A 13,134-nucleotide genomic window follows, 5' to 3' on the forward strand; every position below is an offset into this window, starting at 1 on the left:
TGATTGCTGCGGGAGAGCAGGTGGGGCGAGATGCTGACGGTCTATAATTGCATCGTGCACGAGCACGATCTGAGACTGGTCGCACTGGCAGCCCTTATCTGCGGTATTTCTTCCTTCTCGGCGGTCAATCTGCTTCGCCATGTCGACCGCTCAAGCGAGCGCAACCGCTATACCTGGCTGATGATATCAGCCACTTCCACCGGCTTCGGCATCTGGGCGACGCATTTCATCGCCATGCTTGCCTTTTCTCCGGGAATCCCCAACGCGTACAATGCGGAACTGTCGGCGCTTTCGCTCGCCGCTTCCGTCGCCCTGACAGCCGCAGGCATGTGGATTGCCACCTTGCGCCGGGGCATCGACTACGCCCTGGTCGGTGGCGCGATCCTCGGTGCCGGCATCGCCGCCATGCACTATATCGGCATGGCCGCTTTCGAGGTCGAAGGACGCATCGTCTGGAACCCGCTTCTCGTCGCCGTCTCACTGCTGGCAGGCGTCACCCTCGCCGCGCTGGCGCTGCTGGTCGTGCTGCGGCGCCCGTCCATGCAGGCGACCATCGGCGCCGCCGTCCTGTTGACGTTGGCGATCTGCACCCTGCACTTCATCGCCATGGCCGCAGTGTCGATCTTCCCGGACTCCTCCATCGAAATATCTGAGTTCACGATCGAACCTGTATCGCAGGCCTTCGCCGCCGCGGCCGTCAGCCTGGTCATTCTTGTGCTTTCGGCGGCAGCATTGTGGATCGACTTGCGCTTCCGTCGGCACAAGCTCGAGGCCGAGCGCATGCATGGCTTGGCCAACGCCGCCGTCGAGGGTCTGATCGTCTGCGACGGCGTCCGCATCGTCAGCGCCAATGACAGCATCGCCGCCCTCACCGGCATGGCGCCGGAAGCACTGAACGTGATGCTGCTCGGCGACCTGTTCGGCGAACGCACCGCGGCCAGCATGTCCGACTGCAGCGGACAGGCACAGGAAGCGGAGCTCAGAAGCCATGACGGCACCGCCATCCCCGTCGAACTGATCGCCAGGAGCATCGACTACTGCGGCAAGCCGCACAGCGTCGTCGCCGTGCGCGACATCCGCGAACGCAAGAAAGCCGAGCAGGAGATCCTGCGCCTCGCCCACTTCGACCCGCTAACCGGGCTCCCCAACCGCCGCAGTTTCTCCGGCCGGCTCGAGGCCGAAATTGCCGCAATGGACCGCGGCGGCAAGGGCGGGCATCTTGCGCTGCTGCTGCTCGACCTCGACCGCTTCAAGGAAGTGAACGATCTGTTCGGTCACGGCGCCGGCGATGCCATGCTGCAGAAGGTGGCGCTATGCGCCTCCGCCGTGCTCCGCCACGGGCAGATGCTGGCGCGTCTCGGCGGCGACGAGTTCGCCATCATCGCCCCGAACCTTTCTGATCCGCAGGCAGCCGGCCGCATCGCCGAGGCGGTGCTGGCGTCGATGCGCGAGGAAAACCGGCTGTCGGCTGGTGGCGGGCTGGTGTCGGCCAGCATCGGCATTGCACTTTATCCGCTCGACGCCGACGAGCCGACAGCCCTGGTCAGCCACGCCGACACGGCGCTCTATCGCGCCAAGGCCGAAGGCAAGGACACCTATCGCTATTTCGAGGCCTCGATGGGTGCCGAGGCGCGCGACCGGCGCGTGATGGAGCACGAGCTGCGCCAGGCCATAGCGCGCAATGAGTTTCGCCTCGTCTACCAGCCGCAAAAGGAGATCAGCAGCGGGCGGATGGTCGGGTTCGAGGCCCTGATCCGCTGGCGCCATCCGCAGCGCGGTGACGTGTCGCCGGCGACCTTCATTCCGGTGGCCGAAGACAGCGGCGTCATCATCCAGATCGGCGAATGGGTGCTGGCGACGGCCTGCGCCGAGGCAGCGCGCTGGAAGAACCCTCTCACCGTCGCGGTCAACGTCTCGGCGGTACAGCTCCACAACCCGAATTTCAGCCGCAAGGTGCATGAAGTCCTGCTCGGCTCCGGCCTGTCGCCTGGCAGGCTCGAACTCGAGATCACCGAAACGGCGCTGGTCAAGGACATGCCGCGCGCGCTCACCACCTTGCGGCAGGTCAAGGCGCTGGGCGTGCGTGTGGCGATGGACGATTTCGGCACCGGCTATTCCTCGCTGTCCAACCTTCGCGCCTTCCCCTTCGACAAGATCAAGATCGACGGCTCGTTCATCAAATCGGTCGACAGCAACGGCCAGGTGGCGGCCATCGTGCGCGCCGTGCTGGGGCTTGGCCGCGGTCTCGGCCTGCCGGTCCTGGCCGAGGGCGTCGAGACGCTGGGCGAACTGAAATTCCTCGACGCCGAGGCCTGCGAGATCGGCCAGGGCTATTATCTTGGCCGGCCGAGCCCGATCGAGAACTTCAGCGAACTGACCGGCGTCACCGCGCCGACGACTGAGGACCACGCCCCGATCAAACAGCGCGGCGGCAGCATCCTGATGCTCGAACCGGCGGCGGCGCTTCGCTCAGCCTAAGGGGCGAGCGCCGCCTCGACCAGCCGCTTGGCATCCGGTCCCGACCATTCGGCCGGCCCGTTCATATGCCCAACCAGGCAGCCTTCGCCGTCGATCAGCATGGTGACAGGGAGGCCGAGCGCCAGGCCACGCGTCTTGACGTCGTTGAACAACGCCAGCGTCGAATCGCGGTAATAGCCGAGCGCACCGATGCCGATATCGGCGAGGAACTTCTTCGGCTTCACATCGTCGCCGGCATCGACATTGACCGCGATCACCTCGAAGGCATCGCTGCCCTTTTCCTTCTGCAGCGCATCGAGCGCCGGCATTTCGGCGCGGCAAGGCGCGCACCAAGTCGCCCACAGGTTGAGCAGCACCGTCTTGCCGGCGTGGTCGGCGATCGTCATCGGCTTGCCGTCGGGGCCGTTGAAGGCAAGGCTTTTCAGCGATTGCGGCGGATCGGCCGGCAACAGTGCGGCAACCTGGCCGGTGGCCGCGGCCGCAACCTTCTTGGCGCGGTCGCTCTTGGCGGCGCAGGCGACGTCGTCCTTGCTGCCGCCGGTGGCAGCTTGCGCTGACGCACTGCCGGAGGCTGTGTTGTTGCCAGAACCGCTCTCGCTGACATATACCGCGACCGCGCCCGCCAACACGCCCGCCACCAAGGCCGCAAGGATCAGGCGCGGGGCCGGGAAGTATCTATTGCCGTTTGCCATTATTCTAAAACTGCTCCGGAGCACGGGTTATAGCGATGAGCGACAAGAAGGCCAGCAACCAGATGTGGGGCGGACGTTTTGCCTCGGGTCCGGCCGCAATCATGGAAGCGATCAACGCGTCGATCTCGTTCGACCGCAAACTTTATGCACAGGACATAAGGGGTTCGATCGCTCACAGCGAAATGTTGGCTGAAACGGGCATTATTTCGACGGCCGATCAAGAAAAAATCGCTCACGGCCTGAACACGATCCTGAAAGAGATCGAAGCCGGCACGTTCGAATTCTCGACCCGGCTTGAAGACATTCATATGAATGTCGAGGCGCGCCTCGCCGACCTGATCGGTCCGGCTGCCGGCCGCCTGCACACCGCCCGCTCGCGCAACGACCAGGTCGCGGTGGACTTGAGACTCTGGGTCAAGGACGAGTGTTTCCGGGTCGCCGAGGCGCTGAAGGGTCTGATATCAGCCTTCCTCGAGCGGGCCGAGGAGCATGCGGCAACTGTGATGCCGGGCTTCACCCATATGCAGGCGGCGCAGCCGGTGACCTTCGGCCACCACTGCATGGCCTATGTCGAGATGTTTTCGCGCGACCTGTCGCGCGTCCGCGACGCCATCGAGCGGATGGATGAAAGCCCTTTGGGCGCGGCAGCCCTTGCCGGCACCAGTTTCCCCATCGATCGCCACAAGACCGCCAAGGCGCTCGGCTTCCGCGAGCCGATGCGCAATTCGCTGGACAGCGTCTCCGACCGCGATTTCGCGCTGGAGTTCTTGAGCCTGGCAGCGATCTGCGCCACGCATCTGTCGCGGCTCGCCGAAGAGATCATCATCTGGTCGACGCCGCAATTCGGCTTTGTCAGGCTGTCGGATTCTTTCTCCACCGGCTCCTCGATCATGCCGCAGAAGAAGAACCCGGACGCCGCCGAGCTGGTGCGCGGCAAGACCGGCCGCGTCACCGGCCATCTGGTCGGGCTGCTGACGGTGATGAAGGGCATGCCTTTGACCTACGGCAAGGACATGCAGGAAGACAAGGAATCCGTCTTCGACGCCGCCGAGACGCTGGACCTGATGCTGGCGGCGATGACCGGCATGGTGCGCGACATGACGGTGAATGCCGCCGCCATGAAAAAGGCCGCCGGCTCAGGCCACGCGACCGCGACCGACCTCGCCGACTGGCTGGTCCGCACGCTGGGCCTGCCCTTCCGCGAGGCGCATCATGTCACCGGCCGCGCGGTAGCGCTGGCCGAAGAGAAGAAGGTCAGCCTGGAGAAGCTGTCGCTGGAGGATCTGCAGTCGATCAACCCCGGTATTACGCAGGACATCTTCTCGGTGCTGGCGGTGCAGAATTCGGTCAAGAGCCGCACCAGCTTCGGCGGCACCGCGCCGTCGGAAGTCAGGAAGCAGATCCGCACCTGGAAAAAGCGCATCGCCAAGGCGTGATGCCGGGGGTGCAATGCGCCGAAAACTCGGTTAAAAGCGGCAGCACATAAAAGTTTCGGACGGATGGATCGATGACCGCACGCAGGATTTTGGTGACGCTGACGCTGCTGACGGCGATGGTCGCCGTGACCGCCTGCGGCCGCAAGGCCGGTCTCGACACGCCTTATGAAGCAGCCGTCCAGGCCCGCAAGGACGCCGAGCGCGCCAAGCAGCCCGTGCCGCCGGAGCCGGAAAAACCGGTCGCGGACAAGAAGTTCATCCTCGACCCGCTGCTCTAGAGCCGATGAGACCGGCTTAGCGTTTCTAACCAGGTCTCGTGCTCCAACTTCCGGAACCACTCTCGTGAACCATTTCGACTACCGCGACGGCGTACTCCATGCCGAGGACGTGGCGATACCAGACATCGCCTCAAGCGTCGGCACGCCGTTCTATTGTTATTCGACGGCAACGCTGACCAGACACTACCGGGTGTTTGCCAGCGCCTTTGCCGGGCTCGACACGCTGGTCTGCTACGCCTTGAAGGCGAATTCCAACCAGGCGGTGCTGCGCACGCTGGCAAGGCTCGGCGCCGGCGCCGACACCGTCTCGGAAGGCGAAATGCGCCGCGCGCTCGCCGCCGGCGTTCCGGCCAACAAGATCGTGTTTTCCGGTGTCGGCAAGACCGCGCGCGAAATGGATTTCGCGCTCGAGGCCGGGATTCTCTGCTTCAACGTCGAATCCGAGCCGGAGCTGGAAATGCTCTCGGCCCGCGCCACGGCGCTCGGCAAGGTGGCGCCGGTCTCGCTGCGCATCAACCCGGATGTCGACGCCAGGACCCACAGGAAGATCTCCACCGGCAAGGCCGAGAACAAGTTCGGCATTCCCTGGCAAAGGGCACGCCAGGTCTATGCCCGCGCCGCCGGTCTGCCGGGCATCAAGCCCATTGGCCTCGATACCCACATCGGCAGCCAGATCACCGAGTTGCAGCCCTTTGACGACGCATTCGCGCTTCTGGCGGAACTGGTCGGCGCGCTGCGCGCCGATGGCCATGCCGTCGAGCACGTCGATCTCGGCGGCGGCCTCGGCATCCCTTACCGCACCGACAACAGCCCGCCGCCTCTGCCCGATGCCTATGCCGAGATCGTTCGGAAGCATCTCACAAAGCTTGGGGTAACGGTGATGTTCGAGCCGGGCCGGCTGATCGTCGGCAATGCCGGCATCCTGGTCTCGGAAGTGATCTTCGTGAAGGAAGGCGACGCCAAGAATTTCCTCGTCGTCGACGCCGCCATGAACGATCTGATCCGGCCGACGCTCTACGATGCCTTCCACGACATCAAGCCGGTGGTGCAGCCGCCGGCCGACACGCCGCGCATGGCGGTCGATGTGGTCGGCCCGGTCTGCGAGACCGGCGACTATCTCGGCCTCGACCGTGACCTGCCCCGGCTGAAGTCTGGTGACCTGATTGCCGTCTCCACCGCCGGCGCTTATGGCGCGGTGCAGTCCGGCACCTACAACACAAGGCTGCTGGTACCCGAGGTTCTGGTCGACGGCGACCGTTTCCATGTCGTGCGCCGGCGCCAGACCTATGACGAGCTGATTGGCCTGGATTCGGTGCCCGACTGGCTTGCATAGAAGCCGCCGCGCCGGCTGCGCTACAGCCGGTTCTGGATGAGCATCCTTGTGTCGGCGATCCTGTTCTCGTCGCGGCGGTAAAACGTCCATTGCTTGATGCGCTTGGGGCGCAGCAGGCCAGCCTGGGTAAGCACGCGCATATGCTCGGAGAGCGTCGCCTGCGTAATGCCGAGCTTCTCCGCGATCAGCAGCGCGCAAACGCCGTCCTCGACCAGATCGCCGTCTGCCTGGGCCGGGAAATGCGCCTTCGGATCCTTCAGCCAATCGAGGATCTGCAGCCTGCGTTCGTTGGCGATCGCCTTGAAGACATCAACCTCTTGCATTTAGCCATTTTGCCAAGTTACTAATTGCTGTCAATCCCAAGGAGATGGTCATGACGAACGGCAACACCATCACGCGCGAACGCATTGCCGCGATGGAACCGCGCATCCGCCCCTATGTCAGGCACACGCCGGTGCTGCGCGTCGACATGGCCGATTTCGACCGGCCGCCGCTGGCGGTCGACCTCAAGCTCGAATGCCTGCAGCATTCCGGTTCGTTCAAGGCGCGCGGCGCCTTCACCAATCTGCTCGAGCGGCCGGTGCCGGAGGCCGGCGTCGTCGCGGCGTCGGGCGGCAATCATGGCGCCGCCGTCGCCTATGCCGCCATGCGGCTCGGCCACAAGGCGACGATCTTCGTCCCCGAAGTCAGCCCGCCAGCCAAGCTGCAGCGCATTCGTGGCTACGGCGCCGAGTTGATCGTTGGTGGCGCCCGCTATGCCGAAGCGCTGGCCGCCAGCGAGGCTTTTGCCGAAAAGACCGGCGCCTTACAGATCCATGCTTTCAACCAGGAAGAGACGCTGGTCGGCCAGGGCACGCTCGGCCTCGAAATCGAGCAAGATCTGCCTCAGATCGACACGCTGCTGGTCGCCGTCGGCGGTGGCGGCCTGATCGGCGGCATCGCCGCCTGGTTTGCCGGCCGCATCAGGATCGTCGCCATCGAGCCCGAGGGCGCACCGACACTGCATCGCGCCTTCGAGGCCGGCCACCCGGTCGATGCGCCCGCCGAAGGCGTCGCCGCCGATTCGCTTGCGCCCAAGCGCGTCGGCGAGATGATGTTCCCGATCGCCGAGGCCTTTGTCGAACGCTCCATCCTCGTCACCGACGACGCCATCATCGCCGCCCAGAAGGCGCTGTGGGAGCGGGTACGGATCATCGCCGAGCCGGGCGGCGCCGCTGCCTTCGCAGCCCTTTTGTCCGGCCGCTACACGCCGGCGCCAGGCGAACGAATTGCCGTCCTGGTCTGCGGGTCAAACACCGATCCGGCGAAATTCTGATTCTTGCACCGACTGAATTGCGGAGGGAAACCCGCCAAAGCTCTTCAAGTTTTCAGGAACCGCCTCGCCTTTGCCGTGTTTGCTGGTAAACTTCTGCTTGTTGAGTCCGGGCTATCCCGCCCGGGCAGGAAGGGCCGATGACGGAACGCCCCATTTCCAGCGGCGATCGCAGCCTGGCCGGGCGGCTTGCACTGAGCCGGCTGGCAACACGGGTCTCGATGACGGTCGAGCGCGGCTGGCCGCTGCTTCTGCCGCTGCTCATCGTCGCCAGCCTGTTCATCAGCCTCTCCTGGCTCGGCCTCTTTCCCCCCCTGCCTGATATTGCGCGCATTGTCCTGGTCACGGCTTTCGGCCTTGCCACGCTTGCGGCGCTCTATCCGCTGCGTTTCTTCAAGCTTCCGACCGCCGCCGAGGTCGACCGCCGCATCGAGGCGGCCAACCAGTTGCAGCATAGCCCGGTGCTGGTGCAGACCGACCGTCCGAGCGGCAAGGAAAGCATCTTTTCCCAGGCGCTGTGGCGCGAACACCAAAAGCGCATGGCCGACAAGCTTGGCAGCCTTGGCGGCGATCTGCCGCGGACCCGGGTGCCGGAGCGCGATCCGTGGGGGCTGCGCGCCGTGGCGGCGCTGCTTTTGGTCACCGCTTTTGCCTTTTCCTTCGGCCCGTCCGGCGGCAGGCTCTCCGATGGTTTCCGCGCCCATGCGACGCGCGACATCGTGCCACCGCGCATCGATGCCTGGGTGACCCCGCCGGCCTATACTGGCAAGCCGCCCATTTTCCTGACCACCCCGGTTATCGACAACAATGCCAAGCAGGCAACCGCCACCTTCATCGTGCCGCAAGGCAGCGACGTCTCTCTGCGCGTCACCGGCGGCTCCGGCGAGGAAACGCTTAGCTTCGCCGACAAGGGCGGCAATGCCCGCGCCATCGACCCGACGGGACCGCAAGCGGCAGCCGTCAAGGCAGCAGTAGTGAACCCGGCGACACCCAAGCTGCGCCAGTTCACCGGCAAGCTGACGGCCGACGGCACGCTGACGCTGAAATCGGGTGAAGCCGATCTCGGTCAATGGGCCTTCGCCGTGATCCCCGACAAGCCACCGACGATCCGCTTCGTCGGCGAGCCCAAGCGCGCCGTCAACGGCGCCTTCGAGCTCAACTACCAGATCGACGACGACTATGGCGCGGCCACCGCCAAGGCGGTTTTCGCGCTGGCTGACCCGGCAGCGCCCGATGCGCATCCGCTCTATGGTCCGCCTGAGATGCCGCTGGCGCTGCCGCGCCGCGGCGGCAAGGCGAACGCCGCCAAGACCACCAAGGATCTCACCGAACACGTCTGGGCCGGCGCCAGCATCAAGCTGTCGCTCGTCGCCACCGACGATGCCGGACACACCGCGACCAGCGAAACCAAGACTATTGTGATGCCGGAGCGACCCTTCGCCAACCCGCTGGCGCGGGCGGTGATCGAGCAGCGCCGCCTGCTGGCGCTCGACGCCAATGCCAAGCCGCGCGTGCTCGACCTGATGGACGCGATCACGCTTCGGCCCGATGACACGTTCGACAACATGTCGCACTACCTCGCCATCATGAGCGCCCGCAGCCGGCTGAAGATGTCGGACAGCGACGACCAGCTACGCAACGAGGTTGCCTATCTCTGGGAAATCGCGCTCGGCATCGAGGAAGGCAATCTTTCCGCGGCGGAAAAGCGCCTGCGCCAGGCGCAGCAGGCGCTGCAGGACGCCATCAAGCGCGGCGCCAGCGACGAAGAGATCGAAAAGGCGATGAAGGAATTGCGCGAGGCGATGAACGAATTCCTGCAGGAATTCGCCGAGCGCGCCAAGCAGAACCCGAACGCGCCGCAGATGCAGCAGAACGGCCGCGAGCTGCGCCAGAGCGACATCGACCGCATGATGGACCAGATCGAGAACCTGGCGAAATCAGGCGACCGCGACAAGGCGCAGGAGTTGCTGTCGCAGCTGGAAAACATGATGAACAATCTGCAGGCCGGCCGTCAGCAGCAAGGCGGCGAGCAGGACAGCGAGATGCGCCAGCAGATGGACAAGCTGGGCGAGATCATGCGCCGCCAGCAGGAGATGATGAACGACACCTACCGCATGGACCAGATGCAGCGCGGCCAGGGTCAACGAGATCAAGACCAGCAGGATGGCGACCAGCAGCTCGGCGGACAGGATCAGGACAAACCCGGCCCCGGTGACGATCGCGATCCGCTTGCCCGCAAAAAGCCGATGACGCCGCAGGAATTCGCCGATGCGATGAAGCAGCTGCAGGAGGGCCAGGGCCAGTTGCAGAGCGAACTCGACAAGCTGAAGAAGGGCCTGGAAGGCATGGGCATGGAGCCCAATGAGGGGTTTGGCGACGCCGGCAAATCCATGGGCAATGCCGAAAAGTCGCTTGGTGAAGGTGAGGGCGACCAGGCCGTCGGCCATCAGGGCCGCGCGCTGGAAGCGCTGCGCAAGGGCGCCAAGGAGATGATGAAGCAGCTGCAGGCGATGCAGGGCGACCAGGGCGGTAGCCAGGAAGGCGGCCGCCAGCAGGACGCCGACCGCGATCCGCTCGGACGACCGCGCGCCAGCCGCGGACCGGATTTCGGCGATTCGGTTAAGGTGCCCGACGAGATCGACGTGCAGCGCGCCCGCCAGATCCTCGAAGCGATCCGCAAGCGGCTCGGCAACGCGCTCAGCCCCGACATCGAACGCAGCTACCTCGAGCGGCTGCTGGAGCTCAAGTAGCCTCCAAGGCAACATCCGTCGAACTGAATGGTATCAGCGCCATGCCGAAACTCGGTGCCGTAACGCCCATCCTGCGCATCTTCGACATCGCCAAGGCGCGTGAATTCTACCTCGACTTCCTCGACTTCGAGGTCGAGTTCGAGCACCGCTTCGACGACAATGCACCGCTCTATATGGGCGTAATCCGCGACGGCTGCGTGCTGCATCTGAGCGAACACCATGGCGACGGCGCGCCGGGCATCGCCATGCGCATCAAGGTCGAGGACATCGTCGCTCTGCACCGCGAACTGATCGGCAAGAAATACCGCTTTGCGCGGCCGGGGCTGGAAACCACGCCGTGGCAGACCCGAGAAGTGTCAGTTGGCGACCCCTTCGGCAATCGCCTGCATTTCTATGAGGATGCAGCAGGCTGAGCAGGTCCAGGAAAGAGCCTAATCGGACCTGTTGACGAATGCGTCGCGGATCGCTTCCTGCATGCCGTCGATCGCCTCGCCTGAGGCATTGGGATTGCGATGCATCACCACATTCGAGGAATCGATGTGGCCGAACCCGTCCACGGCGGTGAGCTCGCGACAGCCATCGGGAATGTTGCTGTGCGAGATCGGCGCGATCGCCAGGCCAGAGGTGACGGCAAGCTTCAGGCCGCCGGTGGTGTCGCTGGTATAGGCGACACGATAGGCCAGCCCGCGCTGCTCCAGCGATTTGATGGCGAAATCCTTGCACCAGCCGGCCCGGTTGTAGAGCGCGATTGGCACCGGCCGCTCCTCGTGCATGTGATGCAGGCTCGATGTCACCCACACCGTCGGATCGTGCATCAGCACCTCGCCGCCGCCAGGATCCTGCCATTCGAAGACCACGGCTAGATCGAGCTCACCGGCGGCCAGCGCCGCCAGTTGTGCGCCCGAATGCGCATAGCGTACCGTGACCTCGACCTTGGTGTGGCGCTTGGAGAAGGCGCCAAGCGCGCGCGACAGGATGGCGTGGCCATATTCCTCTGGAATGCCAATGCGCACCGGCCCGCCGAGCGGGGCCGCCGCCATCGAGGCTGCCGTTTCGTCAAGCAGGGAAACGATGCGGCGGGCATTGACGATCAGCTCGCCGCCACGGCGCGTCAGCGCGACGCCGCGCGAGCCACGCTCGAACAGGCTGTCGCCGACCAGCTCCTCGAGCTTCTTCATTTGCATCGACACCGCCGACTGGGTGCGGCCGGCCTGCTCCGCCGCGCGGGTGAAATTGCCGGCTTCGGCAATGGCGACGAAGGTGCGCAGGAGATCGCTGTCGAGGGTTGGCCGCATCGAATCCGTCATAAGGAAATTTGATCGCTGGTATCATTCCAATTCGTTTGCAACATGTCAAACGCGGCAGCATAGTCCGCTCACCCATTGGATATGCGACCGCGAAATCGGTTGCGGACCAATCGAAGAGTCCTCACTCATACCCGCTGCCCGAAACGGTGGCGGGTTCTTTTTACCCCGCGGCCGGGCGGCTGCGGGCAGGCAAGGGGCCACTTGAACGACATGCGCAACCGGATCGTTCTCGGCATTATCAGCCTGTGCCTTGGCGTGCTGGTGTTCTCGCTCCAGGACCCGCTGGTCAAGGCGGTGTCGGGTGGCTATCCCGTAACCGAGGTAATGTGGATCCGCTCGATCGTTGCCTTGCCGATCCTGATCGTTCTCGTTCGCGCCGATGTCGGCCTGCGAGCCATTGCCTCGAAGCGGTTTGGCCTGCTGACCATACGCGCCTTCATCCAGTTCAGCTCCTATACCGTCTACTACCTGGCGATCGCCGCCTTGCCGCTGGCCGACGCGGTGGCGCTCTATTTCATGGCGCCGCTGTTCATCATGGCGATGGCTGGGCCTTATCTCGGCGAACGCGTCTCCTGGCAGACGCTCGCCACCGTGCTGATCGGCATGCTGGGCGTGGTCGTGATGCTGCGCCCGGGCGCCGGCCTGTTCGACTGGGCGGCGCTTTTGTCACTGGGCTCGGCGCTGCTCTACGGCTTTTCGCAGCTGATGGCGCGCAAGATCGGCGACACCGAATCCTCCACCGTCATGGCGTTCTACCAGAACGGCGCCTACCTCGTCGGTGCTGCCCTGGTTGCCGGCACGTTCTGGCTTGCCGGCATTACCCACGCGGTCCATCCCAGCCTCGAATTCCTGGTGCGGCCGTGGGTCTGGCCGACGACACCGGACTTCCTCAAGATGGCCGCCTGCGGTTTCGTCGCTTCGGCGGGCATGATCCTGCTGTCGCAGGCCTACCGGCTGGCGCCGGCCAACCGCGTCGCGACCTTCGAATACACCGGGATCATCTGGTCGCCGCTGTGGGGCTTTCTGTTCTTCAACGAGGTGCCGCGCTCGACCACCGCCATCGGTGCCGCGTTGATCATCGGCGCCGGCTTGCTGGCGCTCAACACCGAACGGCGCAGGAGCGCCGGCCCAGTCCTTGCTGCAAGCCAGGATGCTGCCTGAAGCGTATCAGGCGAAGCAGGCGAGCGCCTGTTCGACCCGCGAGCGGATTTCGGCCAGCGTGAACGGCTTTTGCACGACGTCGATAATGATGCCGTTCAGTTCCTCGGCACGCTCGCGCTGGTCGGCATAGCCGGTCATCAGCAGGATCTTCATCGCCGGAAAGAGCCTGGCCGCCGCGATCGCCATTTCGATGCCATCCATCTCCGGCATGCGGATGTCGGAGACGACAAGGTCGTAACTGCCGCCCGCCGCGCTGATCATCGCCAGCCCCTGTGCGCCATCGGCGCCAATGTCGATTGTATGCCCGGCGCGTTCGAGCGCGCGGGCGGCGAGGGTGCGGACGGACTCATCGTCCTCGACGATCAGAAGCTTTGCCATGCGCCGGAA

The 13,134-nt window shown here is 64.8% G+C and carries 12 protein-coding genes; 8 read left to right on the top strand and 4 right to left on the bottom strand.

The annotated features are described in order from the left end of the window. Window positions 1-30: 30 nt before the first annotated feature. The gene (locus H0241_RS32255; RefSeq protein ID WP_181061804.1) at window positions 31-2,478 is read left to right on the top strand and encodes a bifunctional diguanylate cyclase/phosphodiesterase; all 2,448 of its coding nucleotides are present in this window, start codon (window positions 31-33) and stop codon (window positions 2,476-2,478) included. On the opposite strand, the gene tlpA is transcribed toward H0241_RS32255, so the two are convergent. Further along, window positions 2,475-3,170 (bottom strand): thiol:disulfide interchange protein TlpA, encoded by a 696-nt coding sequence (gene tlpA, locus H0241_RS32260; RefSeq protein ID WP_181061806.1) that lies wholly within the window; start codon window positions 3,168-3,170, stop codon window positions 2,475-2,477. The two genes, H0241_RS32255 and tlpA, sit on opposite strands and share 4 nt — an antisense overlap. A gap of 35 nt (window positions 3,171-3,205) precedes the next feature. Here tlpA and argH point away from each other — a divergent pair, with 35 nt between their 5' ends. The 3 genes from argH to lysA all read left to right on the top strand — a co-directional run bounded on the left by argH (window position 3,206) and on the right by lysA (window position 6,217). Further along, window positions 3,206-4,606: an argininosuccinate lyase gene (gene argH, locus H0241_RS32265; protein WP_181061807.1), complete on the top strand. Its 1,401-nt coding sequence runs from the start codon at window positions 3,206-3,208 to the stop codon at window positions 4,604-4,606. Between the two features lie 71 nt (window positions 4,607-4,677). Beyond that, on the top strand, window positions 4,678-4,884 hold the full coding sequence (locus H0241_RS32270; protein WP_181061808.1) for a hypothetical protein: 207 nt from the start codon (window positions 4,678-4,680) through the stop codon (window positions 4,882-4,884). A gap of 64 nt (window positions 4,885-4,948) precedes the next feature. Continuing rightward, window positions 4,949-6,217 (top strand): diaminopimelate decarboxylase, encoded by a 1,269-nt coding sequence (gene lysA / locus H0241_RS32275; protein WP_181061809.1) that lies wholly within the window; start codon window positions 4,949-4,951, stop codon window positions 6,215-6,217. 20 nt (window positions 6,218-6,237) lie between these two features. Here the strand turns inward: lysA and H0241_RS32280 are convergent, their stop codons facing one another. After that, entirely contained in the window at window positions 6,238-6,540 is a 303-nt protein-coding gene (locus H0241_RS32280) for an ArsR/SmtB family transcription factor (RefSeq protein WP_181061810.1), read from the bottom strand. 50 nt (window positions 6,541-6,590) lie between these two features. Here H0241_RS32280 and H0241_RS32285 point away from each other — a divergent pair, with 50 nt between their 5' ends. The 3 genes from H0241_RS32285 (at window position 6,591) to H0241_RS32295 (ending at window position 10,692) form a co-directional block, all read left to right on the top strand. Continuing rightward, window positions 6,591-7,532: a threonine/serine dehydratase gene (locus tag H0241_RS32285; protein ID WP_181061811.1), complete on the top strand. Its 942-nt coding sequence runs from the start codon at window positions 6,591-6,593 to the stop codon at window positions 7,530-7,532. Window positions 7,533-7,669: 137 nt separating this feature from the next. Next, complete coding sequence (locus H0241_RS32290; RefSeq protein WP_181061813.1) at window positions 7,670-10,279, top strand: TIGR02302 family protein; 2,610 nt, start codon at window positions 7,670-7,672, stop codon at window positions 10,277-10,279. 41 nt (window positions 10,280-10,320) lie between these two features. Then, complete coding sequence (locus tag H0241_RS32295; protein WP_181061814.1) at window positions 10,321-10,692, top strand: glyoxalase superfamily protein; 372 nt, start codon at window positions 10,321-10,323, stop codon at window positions 10,690-10,692. A gap of 18 nt (window positions 10,693-10,710) precedes the next feature. On the opposite strand, the gene H0241_RS32300 is transcribed toward H0241_RS32295, so the two are convergent. Then, window positions 10,711-11,574, bottom strand: a complete 864-nt coding sequence (locus H0241_RS32300) for a LysR family transcriptional regulator (protein ID WP_181061816.1) — start codon at window positions 11,572-11,574, stop codon at window positions 10,711-10,713. Between the two features lie 222 nt (window positions 11,575-11,796). Between H0241_RS32300 and H0241_RS32305 the strand changes: the two genes are divergently transcribed. Further along, complete coding sequence (locus H0241_RS32305) at window positions 11,797-12,747, top strand: DMT family transporter (protein ID WP_181061847.1); 951 nt, start codon at window positions 11,797-11,799, stop codon at window positions 12,745-12,747. Between the two features lie 6 nt (window positions 12,748-12,753). Here the strand turns inward: H0241_RS32305 and H0241_RS32310 are convergent, their stop codons facing one another. Continuing rightward, window positions 12,754-13,125: a response regulator gene (locus H0241_RS32310; RefSeq protein ID WP_181061817.1), complete on the bottom strand. Its 372-nt coding sequence runs from the start codon at window positions 13,123-13,125 to the stop codon at window positions 12,754-12,756. Window positions 13,126-13,134 lie beyond the last annotated feature (9 nt).

Origin of the sequence: Mesorhizobium neociceri (assembly GCF_013520985.1) — a bacterium.
GTDB classification, from domain to species: domain Bacteria; phylum Pseudomonadota; class Alphaproteobacteria; order Rhizobiales; family Rhizobiaceae; genus Mesorhizobium; species Mesorhizobium neociceri.